The sequence below is a fragment of the Saccharopolyspora sp. ASAGF58 genome, assembly GCF_012277335.1.
In the GTDB taxonomy this organism is placed as follows: Bacteria; Actinomycetota; Actinomycetes; order Mycobacteriales; family Pseudonocardiaceae; genus Saccharopolyspora; species Saccharopolyspora hattusasensis.
Genome location: NZ_CP040605.1, coordinates 3,737,046 through 3,757,500, shown reverse-complemented (window position 1 = coordinate 3,757,500; position 20,455 = coordinate 3,737,046). Strand labels below are relative to the sequence as shown.

General features: G+C 68.9%; 24 protein-coding genes, 1 tRNA gene and 1 pseudogene. 13 read left to right on the top strand and 13 right to left on the bottom strand.

The features are described 5' to 3' along the window. Positions 1-32: 32 nt before the first annotated feature. Positions 33-233 carry a hypothetical protein gene (locus FDZ84_RS17990; RefSeq protein WP_168586866.1) on the top strand — a complete coding sequence of 67 codons (201 nt, stop codon included), beginning with the start codon at positions 33-35 and terminating at the stop codon, positions 231-233. A gap of 180 nt (positions 234-413) precedes the next feature. On the opposite strand, the pseudogene FDZ84_RS17985 reads toward FDZ84_RS17990, so the two are convergent. Next, positions 414-554, bottom strand: a pseudogene (locus tag FDZ84_RS17985) (ATP-binding cassette domain-containing protein); the annotation flags it as partial. Positions 555-955: 401 nt separating this feature from the next. After that, the gene (locus FDZ84_RS17980) at positions 956-1,420 is read right to left on the bottom strand and encodes an Lsr2 family protein (RefSeq protein WP_168586865.1); all 465 of its coding nucleotides are present in this window, start codon (positions 1,418-1,420) and stop codon (positions 956-958) included. A gap of 363 nt (positions 1,421-1,783) precedes the next feature. Here FDZ84_RS17980 and FDZ84_RS17975 point away from each other — a divergent pair, with 363 nt between their 5' ends. After that, positions 1,784-2,128 (top strand): Lsr2 family protein, encoded by a 345-nt coding sequence (locus FDZ84_RS17975; RefSeq protein WP_168586864.1) that lies wholly within the window; start codon positions 1,784-1,786, stop codon positions 2,126-2,128. 117 nt (positions 2,129-2,245) lie between these two features. Here FDZ84_RS17975 and rbsK read toward each other — a convergent pair whose 3' ends face one another. After that, on the bottom strand, positions 2,246-3,145 hold the full coding sequence (gene rbsK / locus FDZ84_RS17970) for a ribokinase (RefSeq protein WP_168586863.1): 900 nt from the start codon (positions 3,143-3,145) through the stop codon (positions 2,246-2,248). 116 nt (positions 3,146-3,261) lie between these two features. Between rbsK and FDZ84_RS17965 the strand changes: the two genes are divergently transcribed. After that, positions 3,262-4,317, top strand: a complete 1,056-nt coding sequence (locus FDZ84_RS17965; RefSeq protein WP_246869078.1) for a hypothetical protein — start codon at positions 3,262-3,264, stop codon at positions 4,315-4,317. Positions 4,318-4,812: 495 nt separating this feature from the next. On the opposite strand, the gene FDZ84_RS17960 is transcribed toward FDZ84_RS17965, so the two are convergent. From FDZ84_RS17960 to FDZ84_RS17945, 4 genes are all read right to left on the bottom strand, one after another. After that, entirely contained in the window at positions 4,813-5,685 is an 873-nt protein-coding gene (locus FDZ84_RS17960) for a spermidine synthase (RefSeq protein ID WP_168586861.1), read from the bottom strand. 40 nt (positions 5,686-5,725) lie between these two features. Next, on the bottom strand, positions 5,726-6,121 hold the full coding sequence (speD, locus tag FDZ84_RS17955) for an adenosylmethionine decarboxylase (protein ID WP_168586860.1): 396 nt from the start codon (positions 6,119-6,121) through the stop codon (positions 5,726-5,728). 83 nt (positions 6,122-6,204) lie between these two features. Beyond that, positions 6,205-7,422, bottom strand: coding sequence for a type III PLP-dependent enzyme (locus FDZ84_RS17950; protein WP_168586859.1), 1,218 nt, complete (start codon positions 7,420-7,422; stop codon positions 6,205-6,207). Between the two features lie 358 nt (positions 7,423-7,780). Beyond that, entirely contained in the window at positions 7,781-8,275 is a 495-nt protein-coding gene (locus FDZ84_RS17945; protein WP_246869077.1) for a CdaR family transcriptional regulator, read from the bottom strand. A 113-nt stretch (positions 8,276-8,388) separates the two neighbouring features. On the opposite strand from FDZ84_RS17945, the gene FDZ84_RS17940 reads away from it, so the two are divergent. The 4 genes from FDZ84_RS17940 to FDZ84_RS17925 all read left to right on the top strand — a co-directional run bounded on the left by FDZ84_RS17940 (position 8,389) and on the right by FDZ84_RS17925 (position 12,816). After that, the gene (locus tag FDZ84_RS17940) at positions 8,389-9,258 is read left to right on the top strand and encodes a xanthine dehydrogenase family protein subunit M (RefSeq protein ID WP_168586858.1); all 870 of its coding nucleotides are present in this window, start codon (positions 8,389-8,391) and stop codon (positions 9,256-9,258) included. Then, positions 9,249-9,734, top strand: coding sequence for a (2Fe-2S)-binding protein (locus FDZ84_RS17935; RefSeq protein ID WP_168586857.1), 486 nt, complete (start codon positions 9,249-9,251; stop codon positions 9,732-9,734). The genes FDZ84_RS17940 and FDZ84_RS17935 overlap by 10 nt, the downstream gene beginning before the upstream one ends. Further along, complete coding sequence (gene pucD, locus FDZ84_RS17930) at positions 9,731-12,034, top strand: xanthine dehydrogenase subunit D (protein WP_168586856.1); 2,304 nt, start codon at positions 9,731-9,733, stop codon at positions 12,032-12,034. Before FDZ84_RS17935 ends, pucD begins: the two co-directional genes overlap by 4 nt. Positions 12,035-12,327: 293 nt before the next feature. After that, the gene (locus FDZ84_RS17925) at positions 12,328-12,816 is read left to right on the top strand and encodes a nucleoside deaminase (protein WP_168586855.1); all 489 of its coding nucleotides are present in this window, start codon (positions 12,328-12,330) and stop codon (positions 12,814-12,816) included. Between the two features lie 268 nt (positions 12,817-13,084). On the opposite strand, the gene FDZ84_RS17920 is transcribed toward FDZ84_RS17925, so the two are convergent. From FDZ84_RS17920 to FDZ84_RS17900, 5 genes are all read right to left on the bottom strand, one after another. Further along, positions 13,085-13,705, bottom strand: a complete 621-nt coding sequence (locus FDZ84_RS17920) for a hypothetical protein (protein WP_168586854.1) — start codon at positions 13,703-13,705, stop codon at positions 13,085-13,087. Between the two features lie 102 nt (positions 13,706-13,807). Then, positions 13,808-14,164 carry a hypothetical protein gene (locus FDZ84_RS17915; RefSeq protein ID WP_168586853.1) on the bottom strand — a complete coding sequence of 119 codons (357 nt, stop codon included), beginning with the start codon at positions 14,162-14,164 and terminating at the stop codon, positions 13,808-13,810. Then, positions 14,164-14,307, bottom strand: a complete 144-nt coding sequence (locus FDZ84_RS37830; RefSeq protein WP_210435602.1) for a hypothetical protein — start codon at positions 14,305-14,307, stop codon at positions 14,164-14,166. The genes FDZ84_RS17915 and FDZ84_RS37830 overlap by 1 nt, the downstream gene beginning before the upstream one ends. Further along, positions 14,304-15,428 (bottom strand): hypothetical protein, encoded by a 1,125-nt coding sequence (locus FDZ84_RS17905; protein WP_168586851.1) that lies wholly within the window; start codon positions 15,426-15,428, stop codon positions 14,304-14,306. Before FDZ84_RS17905 ends, FDZ84_RS37830 begins: the two co-directional genes overlap by 4 nt. A gap of 116 nt (positions 15,429-15,544) precedes the next feature. After that, positions 15,545-15,835, bottom strand: a complete 291-nt coding sequence (locus FDZ84_RS17900) for a WXG100 family type VII secretion target (protein ID WP_246869076.1) — start codon at positions 15,833-15,835, stop codon at positions 15,545-15,547. A gap of 703 nt (positions 15,836-16,538) precedes the next feature. Here FDZ84_RS17900 and FDZ84_RS17895 point away from each other — a divergent pair. The 3 genes from FDZ84_RS17895 to FDZ84_RS17885 all read left to right on the top strand — a co-directional run bounded on the left by FDZ84_RS17895 (position 16,539) and on the right by FDZ84_RS17885 (position 18,670). Then, positions 16,539-17,114: an NTP transferase domain-containing protein gene (locus FDZ84_RS17895; RefSeq protein WP_246869189.1), complete on the top strand. Its 576-nt coding sequence runs from the start codon at positions 16,539-16,541 to the stop codon at positions 17,112-17,114. Between the two features lie 115 nt (positions 17,115-17,229). Beyond that, complete coding sequence (locus FDZ84_RS17890) at positions 17,230-17,895, top strand: TetR/AcrR family transcriptional regulator (RefSeq protein WP_246869075.1); 666 nt, start codon at positions 17,230-17,232, stop codon at positions 17,893-17,895. A gap of 55 nt (positions 17,896-17,950) precedes the next feature. Then, positions 17,951-18,670 (top strand): MOSC domain-containing protein, encoded by a 720-nt coding sequence (locus FDZ84_RS17885; RefSeq protein WP_168586849.1) that lies wholly within the window; start codon positions 17,951-17,953, stop codon positions 18,668-18,670. A 48-nt stretch (positions 18,671-18,718) separates the two neighbouring features. Here FDZ84_RS17885 and FDZ84_RS17880 read toward each other — a convergent pair whose 3' ends face one another. Then, complete coding sequence (locus FDZ84_RS17880; protein WP_168586848.1) at positions 18,719-18,940, bottom strand: DUF3618 domain-containing protein; 222 nt, start codon at positions 18,938-18,940, stop codon at positions 18,719-18,721. 147 nt (positions 18,941-19,087) lie between these two features. Between FDZ84_RS17880 and FDZ84_RS17875 the strand changes: the two genes are divergently transcribed. The 3 genes from FDZ84_RS17875 to FDZ84_RS17865 all read left to right on the top strand — a co-directional run bounded on the left by FDZ84_RS17875 (position 19,088) and on the right by FDZ84_RS17865 (position 20,367). Further along, positions 19,088-19,164 (top strand) — tRNA-Leu (locus FDZ84_RS17875). A gap of 145 nt (positions 19,165-19,309) precedes the next feature. After that, positions 19,310-19,663 carry a dihydrofolate reductase family protein gene (locus FDZ84_RS17870; RefSeq protein ID WP_168590149.1) on the top strand — a complete coding sequence of 118 codons (354 nt, stop codon included), beginning with the start codon at positions 19,310-19,312 and terminating at the stop codon, positions 19,661-19,663. Beyond that, entirely contained in the window at positions 19,663-20,367 is a 705-nt protein-coding gene (locus FDZ84_RS17865; protein ID WP_246869074.1) for an SdrD B-like domain-containing protein, read from the top strand. The genes FDZ84_RS17870 and FDZ84_RS17865 overlap by 1 nt, the downstream gene beginning before the upstream one ends. Positions 20,368-20,455: the final 88 nt, after the last annotated feature.

Below are 20,455 nucleotides of genomic sequence, written 5' to 3'. Positions count from 1 at the left end.
CCTCCCAGACGATCGCCAGGACGGGGGTAGCAGTGGACTCCACACCGATCTATACCGAGCTGCGAAAGACTCTGATGGACCCGGAAGACCGGAACTGGGGACCCAGCGCCCCGCCGGAGTTCGCCGCTTCGCTGGCGGATCGGGTCGAACGGCCGAAAACCGAAGCCAAGAAGTCCGCGCGCACCGGCTCCGGGGCCCGCGGCAGGGCCCGCCGACACCGCGCCGAAGACTGAACTGAGTCACACCCGCACCGCGCCCGCGCCGAGGGGCCCGGTGCGGTTTCGCGTCGTTCGGGCCACGGGCCTAGGACGCAAGTCATCTCGCGCGCTGACGGAGCGGGTCCGGCATGGGGCCGTCGCCAGGATCCGTTGCGTGTACGCGTGCTGCGGGACGCACGGGATCGCGACGACGTCGAGCAGCCCGAGCGCGGACATCGCGATGACGCTCTTGCCGGAGCCGGACTCGCCGACCACGGCGAGGGTCTCGCCGGGCGCGACGCCGAAGCTGACGCCCCGGACAGCTTCCGCGACATCGCCGGCATCTGCGTCCAACATGGACGATCGGATCTGCGGCCTGCACGGAGGAGCGCACCTGGGCGTCGGCCTGCTCGATGTCGACCAGCGGGGCGCAGCCGGTCGCCGCGATCGCCATGACCAGCACCACCGGCATGCACTACCGAACCTCACTGCCACGCGCGCCTCCCGCCTTCCGCGGGTAAGGGGGTGATCGTCGCGTGCACCGCATTTGGGCGGACACGACGTGTCCACATCCGTGATCATTCCGGCATCGGCCGGGATTCGGGGAGACCGCGGTCCCTGCCGGTGGAAGCCGTTCAGCTCCCCGTTGCTCCGGCGCCAGCTCTCCGTCGTCAGCTCGTGAATGACGGCCCAGCACGTGCCTTTTCGCGGGCACGCATCCGACGGCCATCGCAGAATTCGGGCCAAACGACCGAATCTCAGTCGACTGCGGAAGAGAACTGCGGCATCGAAACCGCCGGGACGCGGGCCGCTCCCGGCTTCGGCTCTTCGGCCGGAGTCGTGTTGAACAGCGTTTCCTCGACGGGCTCGGGCTGCTTGACCGGCTCCGGCTTGACCGGCTCCGGCTTGACCGGCTCGGCGGCCTTCTTGCTGAGGTGCTCGCGGGTGCGCTGCGCGGCGCCGCGGATCTGCTCGGTCAACTGCTTGTTGACCTGCCGGACCTGCTCCTCCTCGCGCTCCTGCTGGCGCGTACTGCGCGCCGGCTCGGGCTTCGGGGCGCGCGCGGCCTTGATGTAGCGGTCGAGGACGGCCCGGAGTCTTTGGGCGTGCTCGTCGTTCAGGTCGATTTCATACGTCACACCATCCAGCGCGAAGGTGACGGTGTGGTTGGCTAGGGACCCGTCGATGTCATCGACGAGTTCGACCTGAATCCGCTCGGCCATGATCACCTGTCTCGGGAACGTGCCCCGCCTCGATCCGCGACACTTGCAGGTAAGACTACTGCGAGCCTTGACCACGTTGTAGCACGCGGCAGCGCCGTTGTCTCGTACTCAACCATAGAACAGCTCGATGCCCAGCCGATAACCGCCGGGCGGGTCACGTACCGCCCGCGCACGGCGACGATCAGTGGCCACCAACGGACAGTAACCGCTGCGGGGCAATCCGGGAAAGTAATCCAGCGCACATCACAGAAAATTCCGGTGGCGGCTGGATCATTCTTGGAGCGATCGTTTATTGTTCGCTCGCTCTTCTCTGCACCGGCGGTGCGGAGAAGACGGGGAATCGAGCCGGAATCGAGGGTTACCGTGGCGCAGAAAGTCACCGTTCAGCTCGTCGACGACGTCGACGGCACACCAGCCGACAGCACCGTGGAGTTCGCCTTGGACGGGGTGAGCTACTCAATTGACCTGTCCTCCGATAATGCCGTCAAACTCCGCGACTCACTGGCGTCTTTCGTGGCCAGCGCGCGCAAGACCGGTGGCCGCAAGCGCGCCGTCGCCAAGGCCGACAAGCCCTCGGCGACGCCGACCGCGGCCGACCGCGAACGCAACCAGGCCATTCGGGAATGGGCCCGGAATCAGGGGATGCAGGTTTCCGACCGGGGTCGCATTCCGGCCGAGGTCGTAGAGGCTTACGACAACGCTCAGTGAGCACCGGACACGGGCGGCCGGTTCGAACCCGAGGCAAATCCGGCCGCCCGTGAAACTCGCGCAATGACTCCTCGTAGTGCGGTTGTGGACCAGCAGTAATTGGCCGGGGTGAATCCCTTATCTCGTCGCCAAGAAATCCGTGATTTCCTGACGAGTCGGCATCGAGCTGCTGGCCCCACTGCGCTGCACCGACACGGCCGCTCCAGCGGAGGCCAGCCGCAGCGCCTCGGGCACCCCGGCGCCTTCGCCCATCGCCGTGCTCAGCACGCCGAGGAAGGTGTCGCCCGCGGCCGTCGTGTCCACGGCGTCCACCGGGAAGCTGGGCACCTCCACGCGAACGCCGTCGCGGTTGCCGTACAACGAGCCGCGGTCCCCGAGGGTGATCACCACCTCGGGGACCAGTTGGAGCAGCGCTGCCAGCGCGCGGTGCGGGTCGTCGTCGCCCGCCAGGATCGCCGCCTCGTGTTCGTTCGGCACCAGCAGATCCACATTCGAAAGGACGTCGGCGGGCAGTGGCACCGCCGGGGCCGGGGTGAGCACCACGCGCACCCCGTTGCGCCGTCCCGCCACCGCAGCCGCGGCCACGCCGGCGAGCGGAATTTCCAGCTGCAGCAGCAAACTCCGCGATCCGGCGATCAGTTCTTCGTCGCCGTCGACGAGTCCGTCGACCGTCTCGTTCGCACCCGGCACCGCGACGATCGAGTTGCCGCCTTCGTCGTCCACCACGATGTGCGCGGTGCCGCTGCGCCCCGGCACCGTCCGCAGGCCCATCACATCCACAGTGGACCTACGCAGGGTCTCGCGGATCTGGGTGCCGAAGTCGTCCTCGCCCACCGCGCCGATCATGCGCACCGCCGCGCCCGCCTTGGCGGCGGCGATCGCCTGGTTGGCGCCCTTGCCGCCGGGCACCGTGTGAAACTCCCGCCCGAGCACCGTCTCGCCCCGCTTCGGCGCCGTTCCGACGTAGGCCACCAAGTCCATGTTGCAGCTGCCGAATACGGCCACAGTCGTTGTCACGTGGTTCATCATGGCCGATGCGGGGGGCCCCGAACGCTTGACGGGTCTTGGCCAGTTCGACGACGTACCATGCCGACCAACCGTCGAGGAGAAGGCGAGACGCGGTGGATTACGCGGTGACAGCCGAGCTCGAGCCGCCGGCCGAGGTCGTTGGGCTCGACGCGCTGCAGCAGGAGGGGATCGCGGCCGTGCTCGACCGCCACCTCGCGCTGGTCGAGGGGGTCTCGGGCCCTGGGGACGCCGACATAGACGTCCTGGACTACCGCATCACGGTGCACCCGACCGGCGCGAACGTGGTTCTCGCGCTCGACGCGCCGTCGCTGCTGGCGGCCGAGGACGCCGCCGCATCGGTGCTCGACGAGCTGATCCGCGAGAGCGAGGTGCTCGGCGGCTGGTCGGTGTCGCACTCGGAGGTGCAGATCACCGAGGACGAGTTCAACCAGCGGCTGGCCGCGGTCGACGACGTCAACGAGGAGCTGGAGGCCGCGGTCGAGGAGGCGTTGGAGACCTCCGCTGAGCCCGCGATGGACGCCGAGCACTGGCGCGCCCGGCTCACCGAGCTGGCTCCGCAGCTGCGAGGGTTCGAGGCGAGCGCGTTCGGCGTCGAGCCGGATGCGCACGTCCTGCCCGCCGGGGCGCTCATCCATGCGGTGCGGGTGGTCACCGACGAGATCTTCTACGACGAGCTGGCTCTGGCGGTGAACAACGCGACGGTGGCCGACGCGGTCGGGCTGCTGGTGTTGGAGGAGCTCCCGCCCTGCTACGACCACCGCTACGACGCGTTCTTCGCCCGCGGCTTCGTGCTGTCGTCGGCGGCCGTCGCGGTGCGGCTTACCGAGTCGTCCTGGACGCCGCCGCGCACGGTGGCCGAGGCGCTGGCGTTGCGGCTGATCATCAACGAGGCGCGCGTGGTGCTGGAGGCCGCTGAGCTGATGAGCTGGGAAGAGAGCGAGCCGGTGTTCGCCGGGTTCGCCGGGCGGGCCTTCGGCGACACCGAGCACGAGGAGCTGTACGAGGTGGACCTGCCGCTGACCGCCGACGCCGAGCCGGAGGTGGTGGAGCAGATCACCAAGGTCGAGGACGAGCTGCGCGCCCGGGGCCTGGCCTTCGACCAGTGGTTCGTCCCCCGCGACGGCGACCCGGCCCGCCACCCCTACCTCGGCTCCCTCTAGGCGGCGCGATTTCGCTGAGCTGAGAGCCTGTAGGTGGATGGTCTGGGTGGGTGGTCGCTTAGCGGAACCTGAGCGGGTCCCTGGACTGCGGGCGCCCCTCCTGATGTATGTCCAATACGCGGCGGAGGGGCCATCCTCGCCAGAAAACCGCTCAGAACCCGCCGATGGTCGCCTTGGCAAGTGAATGCAAGCGGCTACGCCGCTTCCAAGGCGCGGACGGCATTCGCCGACAGGCTCTGAGCGTTTTCCGGCCGCTTCTTGCGTTGCGGTGCGGATGGCGGAACCTCAGCGGCGGCGCAAGCCGCGAGAGTGGGCCAAGGCGGCTACGCCGCTTGCGGCAGCCCCGCACCACGGGGCTTCTAGCGCTGCGGCTGCGGATCGACCAGGGAGAAAAGGGCTCAATGGAAATCAGCGCTCCGATTTCCATTGAAATCAGAGCTCCAATTTCCATTGAAATCGCTCACTCTGGAACCGGGGTTCCGCGTTGCGGAAGGTTCAGGCCTGGTTTCGGACGGAGTACGGGGGGACCGTGCAGCCGATGATGCTGGCCTCGTCGATCGTCTCCGGCTGGTAGGCCGACTTCGAGAACGCCTCGAGCATCACGTTGGTCGGGTCGTCGATCTGCTCGACCCGGCCGAACAGGAACGCCCACTCGTGCTCGTCCGAGCCGAAGTAGGCGACCGTGTCGAACACCGACCGGAACCGGTTGTAGGAGCGGATCAGCGTCTCGTTGCGCCACACCGTCGGGCAACCCGCTTGGAACGCGACCACGCCACCAGCCGCTAGCACCGCCTGGCAGCGCTGGATGAACTCCAGGCCGTACAGCCGGTTGTGCTGGCCGTCGGCGTCGTCGGCCCGCTCGTCGGGCAGGTCGACGACCACGATGTCGTAGCCCTCCGGCGGCGCCTGGTCGAGGAAGCCCCACCCGTCGGCGTAGTGCAGCTTGATCGGACCGTCACCCCGCTCGACGCGGGCGAGCTCCTCGGTGCTGTAGCCGTACGGCAGGTGCTCGGCGCAGACGCGCACGCACTGCTCGTCGATGTCCACGTGGTCGACCCGGCTGGCCCCGGCCGCGACCGCCATCTGGCTGGCGACGCCCTCGCTGGAACCGATGATCAGCACCCGCTCGACCCGCGCGGCGAGCAGGAACGCCGGCACCATCATCGCCTCGTGGTAGACCAGCTGGGAGAACTCGGTGCTCTGCCGGTCGTCGTCGCAGAACAGCGAGACGCCCTGCCCGGTGCGGCCGATGACCACGTGCTGGTAGGCGGTGTCGCCCTCCCACAGCACCTCGTCGACCCGCCACAGGCGCTGCAGGTCCGCGCCCATCGGTTCCTTGATCCACCGGTGCCCGTCGAGTTCGATCAACGATGCTCCTCCTTGATTCACGTTGCCAGGTAAGGCGAATTCACGAGGCGAGGTTTGCGTAGTCGTGGCCGCGTTGAATGGTCTGGACGTTCTGCGAGGCCGGCTTCAGCGCCTCGGCGAGCAGTTGTACCGCGCGCTCCGGTTGGGCGGTGTGCCCGCAGGTGAAGACGTCGATGAAGATCGAGCCGTCCTCCGGATACGTGTGCAGCGAAGCGTGGGACTCCGACAGCAACGCCAACACGGTGACACCTTGCGGCTCGAACCGCTTGGCGATCATCTGACACACGGTGGCGTGCGACTGGCTCAGCGCGTTGTGCAGGGTGTCACGCAGGAACTGCTCGTCGTCGAGCAGTTCCGGATCAACGCCCTCCAGCTCGGCTAGGACATGCTGGCCGGTGAACAACCCGACCGGCGGCGTTCCGGTGTCAACGGACATCTATCGACCTCCCATCATTTCGCAGAATTCCAGTACCAAGTCGGCACTGCTTCGGTGTCGGCTCCTCGAAGTCGCCGAGGCGATCACGGCTGCTCGTCGCCGTCGACGCAGTACGTGGGCAGCGGGGTGAATCCGTTGAAGCCCACGGATGAATAGCTGGCGGTGTACGCGCCGGCGCTGAGCAGGTCGACCCAGTCGCCGCCGCGCAGCGTTCGCGGCAGCTCGTACCGGGTGCGCTGGTAGAGCACGTCGTCGCCGTCGCAGGTCGGCCCGGCCAGCACGACCGGGCCGAGCGGGTCGCCGTCGCGCGAGGTGCGCAACCGGTAGGTGATGGCTTCGCCTTCGGTTTCGGCGAGCCCGTTGTAGCGGCCGATGTCCAGGTAGACCCAGCTGCGTTCGCCGTCGCTGGAGTCCGAGACGAGCACGACCTCGCTGCGCAGCACGCCCGCGTCACCGACGATGAAGCGCCCCGGCTCGATGAGCAGTTCCGGCCGCTGGGCGCCGAAGTTGCGGTCCAGCGATTCCTCGATGCGGCGCACGTAGTCGGCCAGCGGGGGGGCGGCTTCGGTGTAGCCGGCGGGCAATCCGCCACCGAGGTTCACCATCCGCAGCCGCACGCCGTGCGCGGCGCAGTCCTCGAAAACTCGCCGGGCGGCGCTGATCCCGTGCTCCCACGCGACGGGTTCCAGCTGCTGCGATCCAATATGGAACGACACGCCGTAGGCGTCCAGGCCGAGTTCCTGCGCGCGCCGCAGCAGTTGCGCGGCGGTCTCCGGCGGGCAGCCGAACTTGCGGCCGAACGGGGTGCGGGATCCCTTGTTGTCCACGAGGACCCGGCAGAACACCTGTGAGCCCGGCGCGACCTCGGCGATGTTGATCAGGTCCGCGGCGCTGTCGGTGACGAACAGGCGGACGCCCTGCTCGTAGGCGCGGGCGATGTCGCGGCGCTTCTTGATGGTGTTGCCGTAGGAGATCGATTCCGGCGCCGCGCCCTTGGCCAGGCACAGGTCGATCTCGCCGGGGCTGGCGACGTCGAAGGACGCCCCCAGGGCAACCAGTTCACCGACCACTTCGGGGGTGGGATTGGCCTTGACCGCGTAGCAGATCCGGGCGTCCGGCAGGGCGGTTCGCAACTGCCGGTAGCGGTCGCGGACCTGGGCCAGATCCATGACCAGGCAGGGGGTTTCGGGTTGCTGCCGGTCGAGGAACTGCAGAATCGGGTCCGGCGCGGCCGATTCGGTCTGCTGCGCGGTGCCGCTCGGGCGGTCCGTCACACCGGTGGCGGCGGACAGATCGGTCAATCCCGGTACCTCCGTCTCGGCTGGTGGGGTTGGGTTTTCCCCGGGTTCGTCCCGCCAGGGGCATGCGCTCTTAAAGCGCAACTGCGACCAAGCACAGTACCGCGCTCACTTGCGGATTTCGAACTGCGCCCACCTCTTCCCCCGGACAGCGGACCCCAGTGTGAGCACCCCCACGGGACCTCGCCGAGGTCGTCGCGTTGCGTGGCCGGATTCCGACTTCCCGTGATCGGCGGGCCACCTGGGAGCGGGAGCTCCGCGGGCACAAGTTTCCCCTGGTCTAGACCATGAGTTGCGTCGGGTGCCATAGCGGCACAACGCACTCACCTGGAGGAGCGTCCGTTCAGAGCGGATCGATCCGCTAGCCGGCGGGTTCGCGGTACAGTTCGAGGGCGAGGTAGAAGTCCACTCGGGACGGAAACTCGGCGAGGGCTCGCCCCGTGATCTCCTCGATCCGCTGGATCCGGTAGCGCAGCGTGTTCGCGTGCACGTGGAGCCGCTTGGCGCAGCGCGACCACGAGCCGGAGCAGTCGAGGAAGACCCGCAGGGTTCGCAGCAGGTCCGAGTTGTGCGCCGAGTCGTACTCGATCAGGTCCGCGAGCAGCCGCTGCCGGTAGGAGCGGCGCAGCTCGTCGGGCGCCGACGCCAGCTGCACCTCGTGCGAGGCGAGCTCCGCCGCCACCACGACCTCGGCGCGCCCCCGGCGCTGCTGCGCGAGCCGACGCGCGTAGCCCGCCTCCTCAAGCGCTCCGCGCAGCGCCGTCGCCGGGCTGATGTCGCTGACGCCGACCGCCAGCCGCCGCTGGCCCAGCCCCGTCGGCGAGCGGGCAGCCCCCGAATTTGGAGAAATATACAACTCCGGTCCGGCTACCGGAAGACTTTTTCGGGCCTTCCACCGCTAGCGGTCGGACAGCCCCGGTTGTGTACTGACTCACATCAATTCAGACGGCCGTGACAAGGAGTGCAACCGTGGAATTCCTCCGCCCCGCCTCGTGGCGGGAGGCTCTCGAAGCCAAAGTCGCGCATCCGGATGCGACGCCGATCGCCGGCGGCACCGACGTGATGGTCGAGATCAACTTCGGCCACCGCCGCCCCAGCACGCTGCTCGACCTCACCGGCGTCCCCAAGCTGACCGGCTGGTCAGAGGCGGACGGGACGCTGCGCATCGGCGCGGGCCTGCCCTACACCCGGCTGATCAACGAGCTCGGCGACCGGGTGCCGGGCCTGGCGATCGCCAGCCGCACCGTCGGCTCGCCGCAGATCCGCAACTTCGGCACGCTCGGCGGCAACCTCGGCTCCGCCTCCCCCGCCGGCGACGGTCACCCGCCGCTGCTGGCCTCCGACGCGCTGATCGAGGTCGACTCGGTGCGCGGCAAGCGGCTGATCCCGGCGACCGAGTTCTTCACCGGCGTAAAGCGCAACGCGCTGGCCGAGGACGAGCTGATCGCCGCCGTGCACATCGCCCCGGCGACCGGCCCGCAGCAGTTCTCCAAGGTCGGCACCCGCAACGCGATGGTCATCGCGGTGTGCACCTTCGCGATCTCGCTGCACCCCGACCGCAGGCAGGTCGGCACCGGGATCGGCTCGGCCGCGCCGACGCCGCTGCGCGCGCGGGCCGCAGAGGAGTTCCTGAGCGCCGAGCTCGACTGGGAGCAACGGCGGCCGTTGGAGGACTCGGTGGCCCGCCGCTTCGGCGAGCTGGTCGCGCAGGCCGCGTCGCCGATCGACGACGTGCGCGGCACCGCCGGCTACCGCCGCCACGCGCTGGCCGTGATGGCTCGCCGGACCCTGTCCTGGGTCTGGCACGACCACTGTTCCGGGAGGCAGGAATGCGCCTGAAGTTCACCGTCAACGGACAGCCGCACGAGGCCGACGACGTGTGGGAGGGCGAGAGCCTGCTGTACGTGCTGCGCGAGCGGCTGGGCCTCGCGGGTTCGAAGAACGCTTGCGAGCAGGGCGAATGCGGTTCCTGCACGGTCTACCTCGACGGCGTGCCGGCCTGCTCGTGCCTGGTGGCCGCGGGGCAGGCCGAGGGCCGCGAGGTGCGCACCGTGGAGGGCCTCGCCGACGGCGAGAAGCTCGACGAGGTGCAGGAGGCGTTCGTCGAGGCCGGTGCCGTGCAGTGCGGCTTCTGCACGCCGGGCCTGGTCGTGCAGACGCACGACCTGTTGGAGCGCAAGCCGAATCCGTCCGACGCGGAGATCCGCGAGTCGCTGGCCGGGAACCTGTGCCGCTGCACCGGCTACGAGAAGATCATGGATGCCGTTCGGCTCGCCGCCCAGCGGAAGTCGACACAGGGGAAGGCGTACGCATGAGCAGCCACGCGCCTGCTCGCAGTCCGCAGGAGCTCAACGACGCCATCGGCGGCGGCATCGGCGAATCCCCGCTGCGCCCGGACGGCGCGATCAAGGTGCGCGGCGAGTTCGCCTACTCCTCGGACCTGTGGGCCGAGGACATGCTGTGGGGCGCGACGCTGCGCAGCCCGCACCCGTACGCCCGGATCCGCTCGATCGACATCGGGCCGGCAATGGCGATGGCCGGGGTGCAGACCGTGCTCACCGCCGATGACGTGCCCGGCGACAACTGCTTCGGCCTGAAGTACGCCGACCAGCCGGTGCTGGCCGCCGATGTGGTGCGCTACAAGGGCGAGGCCGTCGCGCTGGTCGCGGCCGACCACCCGGAGGCGGCTCGGCGCGCGCTGGAGAAGATCGTCGTCGACTACGAGGTGCTGGAGCCGGTGCTCGACGCCGAGCGGGTCGCGCACGACGAGACGCTGCCGAAGCTGCACCCGGACGGCAACGTCGTGCGGCACCAGAAGATCGTCAAGTGCGACCCGAACGCGACGGCCGAGGTCGTGGTCTCCGGGGTGTACACCGTCGGGATGCAGGACCAGGCGTTCCTGGGTCCCGAGTCGGGGCTGGCGATCCCCGCCGAGGACGGCGGCGTCGACCTGTACCTGGCGACCCAGGACCTGCACTCCGACCTCCGGCAGACCGCGCGGGCGCTCGGCCTGCCGCCAGAGAAGGTGCGGATGACCATGTCCGGCGTCGGCGGCGCGTTCGGCGGCCGGGAAGACCTGTCCATCCAGGTGCACGTTTGCATGCTGGCGCTGCGCTTGGGCAAACCGGTCAAGATGGTCTACAACCGCGAGGAGTCGTTCTACGGCCACGTGCACCGGCACCCGGCCAAGATGTACTACGAGCACGGCGCGACGCGCGACGGCAAGCTCGTGTACGTCAAGGCGCGGCAGTACTTCGACGGCGGCGCGTACGCGTCGAAGACGCCGGTCGTGGTCGGCAACGGCACCACGCTCGGCGCCGGGCCGTACAAGGTGCCGAACGTCGAAATCGAGGGTTGGGGCCTCTACACGAACAACCCGCCGTGCGGCGCGATGCGCGGGCTCGGTGCCGTGCAGCCGACTTTCGCGTACGAGTCCCAGATGGACAAGCTCGCCGCCGCGCTGAACGTGGACCCGGTCGACCTGCGCATCGCCAACGCGATCGAGCAGGGCGACTCGATCCCGACCGGCCAGGTGCTGGACTTCCCGGCTCCGGTGGCCGAACTGCTGGAGCGCGTGCGGGCCCTGCCGATGCCCGGCGAGCGCACCGGTCCGGTGGACATCCGGGACATGCCTGGCGGGGCGTCCAACACCACCCACGGCGAAGGCGTGGTGCGCGGCGTCGGCTACGGCGTGACGATCAAGAACATCTGCTACGCCGAAGGCGCCGACGACTTCTCGACCGCGCGGGTGCGGTTGCAGGTCATCGGCGGGGAGCCGGCGGCCATGGTGCACACCGCCGCGGCCGAGGTCGGGCAGGGCCTGGTGACGGTGCAGCAGCAGATCGCGCGCTCCGAACTCGGCGTCGAGCGGGTGACCATCCACCCGAACGACACCAGCGTAGGCCCGGCCGGCTCCAGCTCCGCCTCGCGGCAGACGCTGATCACCGGCAGTGCCGTCAAGGCGGCCTGCGACGCGGTGCGGGAGGCGCTATTCGCGCGGGTCGCCGAGCGCTACGCCGTCGAACCGGCGCTGCTGTCCCTGCAGGGCGGCAAGGTCGTGTCGGAGGCCCACGGCGTGCTGGCCGGCCTCGTGGAGGTGCTCGGCGACGACGTCATCGAGGAAACCCGCGAATACCACCACCGGGAGACCTTCCCGATGGACGAGAACGGCCGCAGCGAACGGGTTCACGTGCAGCACGCGTTCTCCGCGCACCGCGCGGTGGTCGACGTCGACCTGGACCTCGGCCTGGTCAAGGTCGTGCAGCTGGCCTGCTCCCAGGACGTCGGCAAGGCGATCAACCCGGACGCGGTGATCGGGCAGATCCAGGGCGGCACCACTCAGGGCATGGGGCTCGCCGTGATGGAGGAGATCAAGGTCGTGGACGGGCACATCCGCAACCCCTCCTTCACCGACTACCTGATCCCCACGATCCTCGACACGCCGCCGATGGAAATCGACATCATCGAACGCGCCGACCCCAACGCGGTCTACGGGCAGCGCGGGGTCGGCGAGCCGCCGACGATCTCCACCACCCCGGCCGTAGTGGCCGCCATCCGCGCCGCCACCGGCAAGGAACTCCCGCACACGCCGGTGGCTCCCGAGCACATCGTGTGACCAGACCCGCTGGTCGGCGGTGCCGGGCCGCCGCCCCAGCATCCCCAACAACTGCCGGAAACCCATAGGAGGGGTTCGAAAGTGGTTTGCGTGGCGGTGCGGGTAGGAACCTCAGGCGCCTTCTCGCCGTGGGATCCCCGACATCATGAATGCCAGTTCACCACGTAGCTCGCGAGATGGCTCGGGGTGCGGGGCGTCCCGCATAGCACTGCTGAGACCCCGCGGCGGTCCGAGCCGAGTCCCACACAGCAAGCAGCTACCGCCGCTTGCTGAGCAGACCCTAGGAGGAAGCAATGTCCGTGGACGTCGCGACGGGCGCCGAGCAGGACTGGATGGCCAAGGCCATCGAACTCGCCACGACCAATGTGGACAGTGGCGGCGGCCCCTTCGGCGCGTTGATCGTCCGGGACGGCGAGATCATCGCGACGGGCACCAACAAGGTGACCGTCGACCTCGACCCGACCGCGCACGCCGAAGTCACCGCGATCCGCAACGCTTGCCGGGCGTTGGGCACCTTCAAGCTGGACGGCTGCGTGCTGGTGACCTCGTGCGAGCCGTGCCCGATGTGCCTGGCCTCGGCGCTGTGGGCGCGGGTCGACCGGGTGCTGTTCGCCGCCGACCGGGACGACGCCGCCGACGCCGGCTTCGACGACCGCGCCTTCTACGACGCGTTCAAGGACCCGGAGACGAAGTGCCCGATCCCCGTCCACCAGGTGGAGATGGCCAACCGCAACGCGGCTTTCGACGCCTGGCGCGGCAAGACCGACCGCGTGGACTACTAACCCCAGCGGGTCTTGCGGGCGCCTTCAGCAGCTCCAAGCGCTCACGGTCCTGGACGCCCTGGTCCGGGACCCGAATTCCCCCAGCACCACGACCACCCCGAGAAGCGGCATCGGCCGCGACGACCGGGTTGCCCGTTGCCTGCGGACGGGCCGCACCGACGGTTCCGCGATTCCACCAGCGGACCCTGATCCGGTCCGCCAGCGACCGCACTGCCGATGACTCGCCACCCGGCGGACGGTCGAGAAGCGAATGCGTCAGCTCGCGTGCCTAGCCGTTGAACCGGGCCGTTTCCGGCGCGGTCCGCTCCGCTTGGTCGAGCATCGCAAATACCGCCGCCTGATCACCCTGCAAGGCGTGCACGCGGGCGACCTCGATCATGTGTCGCGCCCGGCGCGGCACCGACGCAATATCCGCCGGATCGAAGTCCGCCCCCTGCATCGCTTCTCCGCCGCGCCGTAGGTCCACGCCTAGCGTGACCGCGTTCGCTTTCATCACCGGCAGACCGAAACTCGTTTGTACGTGCCGATATCCGGGGCCGAGCTTCCGAGCAATGCCGTAAGCCGACTCCCAATGCCGCCACGCTTCGCCGTGCCTGCCCGGGCAGGCATAGGTCGATGCATTCTCGGCCCGGAGTGCGCCGACCATACCGCTCCAGTCGTCCGGCGTGTCCGCGTCGCGGCCCACATCGTCTGTGAGCGAGGTGGTGCCTACGCCCTCACCGTGAAAGGCAACCAGCCCGCGCTGCTCGCGGCAATCACCACCGTTTTGCCACCCGCCAAGCCGGGCAGCGAGCACCACGTCGAGACCGACCGCAGCAACGGCAAGATCGTCCGGCGCGCGATCTGGGCCGCTCCCGCCGACGGGATCGAGTTTCCTGTTGCGGCACAAGTGTTTCGGATAGACGTTCTCCTGGGGAGAGCGGTGGCATCTAGTACCGCCACGATGATCCGCCGACGCTGGTTGATGGAGCAGCTTGGACGTCTGCGGACGTCAGTCGTCTGGCCCAAGCGAGCTGAGCCTGTCGGCCAGTTTCTTCATTGATTCGGGCGTGATGGGCTCGAAGAGCATCGGGTTGGCAATCTCGGCCACGAGATCGGTCATCTTCTCCGGAGCGAAGTCAATATCATCGCGCCCCTCGACTGCGTTAGCCCAGTCCTCAAGCTCCTGTGCGGATAGTGCTCCGGCCAGGAACTTCTCGATCGCAGTGCGGAGCTCGGTGGGGCCCAGTGTGATGAGTTCCTCGTCGCAGTCCCAGGGGTACTTGCGCATCTCAGTGATCGCGTCGGGCACGGTCTTGCGTAGGAGCACCAGGTCGCTGACGGCCTGTCGGCGGGTTTCGAGGTCCATCACTTCACCTTGCTGTGGACGATTGAGCCGTCTGGAGCATAAGTGTTCTTCACGTACTGGACGGTGTTGCCGTTGCGGTCGATGATCTTGACATAGTCGGCGTAGGAGCCGGGGATGTTGTTCGAAGGCACCTTCGCGCTCATGCGTGCCCCTCCGTCTTCCAGGATTTCGATCTGCACGGGGTCACTCTTGGCGGGCAGTTTCTTGACGTACCCCTTGTAGTTGGCCGCCTGCTCTGGAGTGAGGTCCTCCACCGAGCCGGGACGGCCACGGGGTGTGGGGACTTCGCCTGGTGCCGTCGATCCCGGGACGTCTGCTGCCGGCCTAGTTGACTCGTCACCTCCGATGCCGTGGTCTGGGCGACATTGGGGTCGGGGGTGTTGTTGATGGCCATGGCTAGCGCAGCGGTCGCCTCGACTGCTGCGGCTATCGCGACCGCGCCGCTGATGGCGAGGACGAACTCGGCGGCGACGGCGGCGATGCGAACACCGGCCGCGTCCAGCACGGCCGCACCCGCACCGCCCTCCACCACCGCGCCACCGACAGGCGTGGTCAGCAGCGAGGCAACGAAGGCGATGCCGGTGACGGCGGCGAGTTCCAGGCTGGTTTCCTCGACGATGTCGCCGATCTTGTTGCGGATGTGCTCGACCGACGAGGCGTACTCGCTGCAGGCGTTGGCCACGGCATCACATGCGGCCGGTAATTCCGCTAACAAGGCACCGTCGTTGACCGCGACACGTCGCCAGAACTCATCCAGCGCGTCCAGATCTTCAGAGGTGTTGTTGCCGACCAGCGCCTGCACTACGGACTGCAGCTCGCCTGCGACGGCGGTGAGGCCGTCTCGGGCCGCGGCGAAGGCCGCGGCGACGTCGTGCATCTTGGTGACTTGCCCGTTCGGGTAGTACGGGTTTACCCAGTCCGAGATCACAGCCAGCAGGTTGGTGTCGCCGTCACCCAAGATCGACGGTGGTTCCGTTGCCGCCGGACACTTGTCCGCCCATAACGGGGGTAACCCCGCGCCAGGATCAGTACCGGCGGCGTTCGCATCGGCCAAGCGGTGGGCCTCGGCGGACTCAACCAGCCCGCGGGAGATGCCGCCCAAGAGCTCATGCAGGCGCACAAGCCCACCGGCAATATTGCGGACCGCCGGCATGTACGACTCAGCGAACTTCTCGGCGGGATCGTCGTTACCCGCAGCGCCGCTAAGCCCGCGGAGACTCCCGGTGAGCGTCTCGTAGACACTCATGACGCCGTTCTTGCCCATCGACGAATTCCTGAGCGACCCGGTGGTAGTCCTCCGGGCGCACATCGACCGGCGTTGCAGGCCCGGGCTCGGGTGCGGGCGCCAACGGCGGCGGGGAATGGGAGACGACACCAGCATCAGACCTTCCAGATCCGGGCGTTCGAGCGCACCGCCGAGGCCTGGTTGCCGTGCGCGGTCACCAGTAGCTGGTGCATCTCGCGGACGTTCTCGCGCATCCCGGCCACGGCTTGATCCCACTCCTCTTGCGCGGCCTGATACGCCTCGGCAGCCTCTCCGGACCAGGAACCCAGTAACCGGCTCACCACGGCTTCCAGCTCGGTCAGCTGGATATCGATCTCATCGACCGCCCGCCGCAGCGCCTGTTCACCAGCCTCCAGAGCGCGGAAATCGACCGCGATCTGATCCACCTGCTACTCCCCCAGTTCATCGTCCAACCGACCGGCCGCCGAATCTCACATACCCAGCACAGCGCCGCAACCGATTCAGCCAAGGTCACACCCAAGATCGCAAGATCGCACCAATTGCCGTCGGCCCAGTCCAGGCGGCCGCTTGATACGGCCGAAGTGGTGCCGCGCTCAAGTCCAAACGTGCTCTCGGCGCAGCTGCACTGTCAGTCCGACGTGCGACCGAATCGCCGACATCTCATGCCCGCGTAGCATCCCGTCGGCTACCAGCATCGCGTCGCTACCAAGAGGTCGTCGACGCTTACGTCCTCTGCCATTCCGACAGAGGTCCACCACGCCGGAGCGTTTGTTCTCGCGGGAAGAGCTCTTGTGACCTGGACACGTCCGCGCACGGGCGGAGCAATGCCGCGGCCGTGGGGCAACCCGTGATCAAAGGCGTGGGGCAAACGTGGGCCCAAATCCGTCACACAGCGCACTAACTACAGGTCAGCTACGTCTTGACTGCGTATGACCAAACCGCCGGTCACACCACCCGTGACCAGTGTTTTCCCAGGTCAGCGCCAAGCCACGGAGAAAAGGGCACCCTTGAGCGGCTGTGCCGGCGGCTGTGCAAGCGGCTGTGCCGGCCAAGGGTGCCCCTCACCTCGCCGAGAGCTCGGATCGGTGCGCTCCTCCGCCTCTTGTTCGGAGTGGGTATTTTGCGGTGGTGGTAGTTGCCGGAGTCGTGTTGGCCGCCGGTGCCGGTCGTCGGTTCGGGATGCCGAAGGCGCTGGTGGAGTACCGCGGGACGTTGCTGGTCGACCGGGCCGCGCAGGTGCTCGCCGCAGGCGGCTGCGCGCCGATCGTGGTGGTCGTCGGCGCCGCCGCGGACGAGGTCCGCGAACGCGCTGATCTGACCGGCGCGACGGTCGTGTTCAACCCGGACTGGGCCACCGGCATGGGCTCGTCGCTGCGCACCGCGCTCGACGCGCTCGCGCCGACCGATGCCGACGCCGCCCTCGTGCTGCCGGTGGACATGCCCGGCATCTGCCCGGAAGCCGTGCGGCGCGTCGCGGCGCTCGCGAAACCAAGCGCCCTCGCCGCCGCCGCTCACGACGGCGTCCGCAGCCACCCCGTGCTGCTGGGGCGCGACCACTGGGCCGGAGCCCGCGCGGCGGCCACCGGGGACGCCGGTGCCCGCGGCTACCTCAAGGGCCGCAAAGTCACGCTGGTGGCGTGCGACGACGTGTCGGAAGGGTTCGACATTGACCTTCCCGAAGACCTCGGCCGGGGCAACCCGTAGAGTCGGCGGCCACGCGTGACCGGCCCGGAACGGCCGCGCAGCACCGACACCGGTCGATGCCGCGCGCAACTCCGCGAATGCGTGCACAGTGGACGAATCCGGCCAGCACCTTAGGATGTCGGCCGTGAAAACGGCGAGCAGTGCACGCGAGGAGGAAGCAGCGTTGGCCAGCGTCGAATCGAACCAACCGGCCACCGGCCGGGGTCGCCCGCGGGATGCCACCCGCGACGCCGCGCTGCGCCAAGCCGCGATGGAGGTGCTCGCCCAGGTCGGCTACCGGGCGTTGACCATGGACGCCGTCGCGGCCCACGCGCGAGCCGGCAAGGCCACCATTTACCGCCGCTGGGACTCCAAGCTCGACCTGGTCATCGACACCTGCACCCAGCTGGTGCAGCGCAGCGTCCCGGAACCCGACCAGGGCAGCATCGAGGCCGACCTCGGCGAGTTCCTCCGCGGCTTCGCCTCGTTCCTCACCGGCCCGGTCGGCAAGGCGGCCCAGGCGCTGGTCGGCGAACTCCCGCACGAACCCGAACTGGCCGCGGCCTTCCGCGAATCCTTCCTGCGGCCGCAGCGGGACATGCTGCGCCGCATCATCGAACGCGGCGTGCGGCGCGGCGAGATCCGCGCCGACGCGCCGATCGACACGGTCGTCGAACTCGCCGGCGCCGGCCTGATCTACCGCCTGATGCTCACGGACGAGCCGCTCGACACCGGTTTCGTCGACCGGCTCCTCCGCGAAGGCCTGCTGCCACTGCTGCACACCGCCACACCGTCGGCGTAGTCCGGCCTGGAAAACCAGGCGCTAGGGTGGTGCCACGTGGTGGATGGAGGTCGGCGTGGCGCACGGATCGGTGACGGACCTAAGCCGCTGGCCGGTGAAGTCGCTGCGCGGTGAGCGCGTCGACGCGGCCCGCTTCGACGACCGCGGAATGGCCGGTGACCGCGCGTACGCGCTGCTCGACGAGCGCGCCACCCGAACCGGTAACGTGCTGACCGTCCGGCAGAACCCGACGATGCTCGGCTGGGCGGCGAGCTACGGCGACGTCGCCGACCCGACCGAACCGCCGACGCTTCGCGGCCCGGACGGTGTGGACTGGTCCTGGACGGACCCCGAGCTCACCGACGTCCTCACCGGCTCGCTGGACATCCCGCTCAGCCTGCGCGCTGCCGACGGGCAGCAGGACCGCGGGCCCACCGTGCTCGTCACCTTCGAAGCCTCCCGCGCCGGTCTGTCCGACGAACTGGGCGCCGACGTCGACCTGCGCCGCTTCCGCACGAACCTGCACGTGACCGCCGACCTGCCGGCCTTCGCCGAAGAGGGCTGGGAACCCGGCACGACGCTCACGGCGGGCGAAGTGGAGCTGGCGGTGACCGGGGACAACGCCGGGCCGTGCATCCGCTGCGCGGTGCCCAGCTGGGACGCCGACGGCCGCGAGCGCTGGCGGGACCTGCAAACCCACCTGATCGGGCGCCACGACAACAAGTTCGGTGTGATCATGCGCGTCACCAAGCCCGGCGAAATCCGCCTCGGCGACGCGGTGCGGCATGAGCCGTGAGCCTTTTGGGCTGCGGCTGCCGCTGCGGCCCAAAAGACCCACGGGCATTCACCGGAAGAGCTTGCGCACCACCGCAACGGTGATGAGAGCGCCGACACCGATCAGCACGTAGCGCACCCTCGGGTCGTTGAGCTTCTGCTGCAGGCTGGACTTGCCGTACTCGATGAAACGCTTCGGGTCCGCCTTGACGCTCAGTTGGTCCAGCGTGGCGGCCAGCGCTTCACGCGCCTGCTCGATGTCGCGCTCGATGGTGTCTGGATCACGGGCCACGTGTCCTCCTCGCGTTCACCTGGCTGCTGACACCGTAGAGCACTGCCGAACCCGCCACGCACCAGCGGTTCGCGTGTCGCGCCCCGAGCCCCCGTCCGGGAACTCCCCTCCCGCCAAGATCACCGCACGCGCTAGGCTGTGTCGAGCGGGGCCGTAGCCCAATTGGCAGAGGCACTAGGTTTAGGTCCTAGCCAGTGAGAGTTCGAGTCTCTCCGGCCCCACCACGCTCTCCTGGCCCCGAACGGCAGTCGGGGCCCGTCCGCATCACGGTGGAAGACCCGCCGACCTGGTCCCGGGTGACGGCTTCGAGGCCCCGGTCAGACCCCGCGAGAAGCCCTTCGGCACCGGCCCGGTCGAGCGGCCGCACGCCTGGATGTCCGGAACCGCGATGTCGCCATCTCCGGCGGCGCGGCCACGATCAACCAGTACCTCCGCGGCGGACTCATCGACGAATTGCGCACCCACATCGCCCCGGTCACACTCGGTGCCGGAGAGCGGCTGTTCGAAGGCGCGCCCGCGCTGGACCTGAAACTGGTCTCCGCGCGTCCCGCCTCCCTCCTCACCACGTCACCTGCTTGGTCCGCCGCTGAACCAGTGGTAGCCGGGATGAGCGGAGGGCCCACCGGGAGCACGGGAACCCGAATCCGCCTCCACCGGGCAACCAAAGCCCAGGACCGCGCGTCTACGCCGCAGAACGGGTTTCGGCTGCGATCGGAGGCGTGATGACCGGGAGAACCGCGATTTTCGTGGCGGCGGGCGCGCTGGCGCTGCTGGGGACGACGGTGCCGGCGGTGGCCCAACCGGCGACCGGGACCGTGCGCGGGATGCACTTCTTCGACCGCAACGTCGACGGCGCTTGGCAGCCCGGCGAGCCGGGCGGCGGCAGCGCCGTCGGGCTGTACGACCTGGACGGCAGCTGGGTGGCGACGGTTGGGACGAATCCCGATGCCACGTACGAAATTCCCGACGTGCCACCCGGCCAGTACCGGGTCGGCATCAACCCGATCGGCTATCAGCCGACCACTCCCAGCGAGGTGGTCGTCGATGTGCGTCCCGGCGGCACCAGCCGCGCCGACTTCGGCAAGCTGGGCAGCGACATCACCGGCGTAACCTGGCACGACGTGAACGCCGACGGGCAACGCCAGGCGGACGAGCCGCTGCTGCCCGCCATCCAGTTCTGGATCGGCAGGTGGGGCAGCGGTACCGACGGCACCGGGCACTACGCGATGCCCAACCAGGGAACCAGCACCTACGTCCTGCGTTTCGTCCCGCCCGAGGGCATGGGGTTCTCGCCGCAGCACGTCGGCGCGCCGGAGACCGACTCCGACGCCGACCCGGCCGACGGCACGGCAACCGCCGTCGTCGCGCTGACCGGCTGCAGGATCAACCAGGTCCCGAACCTCGACATCGGCCTGGTCACGAAGTAGGCCGACCACGGCAGTTGCCGTGCATGCTTGGGCGTTCACGTCCAATTAGGACTCCCGCGAGGGAAACCGCCAAACCACGCGCCCGGAT

What these genes read in the sequence shown, in the direction of transcription:
- FDZ84_RS17980 (WP_168586865.1), bottom strand. Translation starts at nt 1,420, where the DNA reads ATGGCCGAGCGGATTCAGGTCGAACTCGTCGATGACATCGACGGGTCC.
- speD (WP_168586860.1), bottom strand. Translation starts at nt 6,121, where the DNA reads ATGTCCGTTGACACCGGAACGCCGCCGGTCGGGTTGTTCACCGGCCAG.
- FDZ84_RS17935 (WP_168586857.1), top strand. Translation starts at nt 9,249, where the DNA reads ATGCGCCTGAAGTTCACCGTCAACGGACAGCCGCACGAGGCCGACGAC.
- pucD (WP_168586856.1), top strand. Translation starts at nt 9,731, where the DNA reads ATGAGCAGCCACGCGCCTGCTCGCAGTCCGCAGGAGCTCAACGACGCC.
- FDZ84_RS17925 (WP_168586855.1), top strand. Translation starts at nt 12,328, where the DNA reads ATGTCCGTGGACGTCGCGACGGGCGCCGAGCAGGACTGGATGGCCAAG.
- FDZ84_RS17915 (WP_168586853.1), bottom strand. Translation starts at nt 14,164, where the DNA reads ATGGACCTCGAAACCCGCCGACAGGCCGTCAGCGACCTGGTGCTCCTA.
- FDZ84_RS37830 (WP_210435602.1), bottom strand. Translation starts at nt 14,307, where the DNA reads ATGAGCGCGAAGGTGCCTTCGAACAACATCCCCGGCTCCTACGCCGAC.
- FDZ84_RS17905 (WP_168586851.1), bottom strand. Translation starts at nt 15,428, where the DNA reads ATGGGCAAGAACGGCGTCATGAGTGTCTACGAGACGCTCACCGGGAGT.
- FDZ84_RS17890 (WP_246869075.1), top strand. Translation starts at nt 17,230, where the DNA reads ATGTCGGCCGTGAAAACGGCGAGCAGTGCACGCGAGGAGGAAGCAGCG.
- FDZ84_RS17865 (WP_246869074.1), top strand. Translation starts at nt 19,663, where the DNA reads ATGACCGGGAGAACCGCGATTTTCGTGGCGGCGGGCGCGCTGGCGCTG.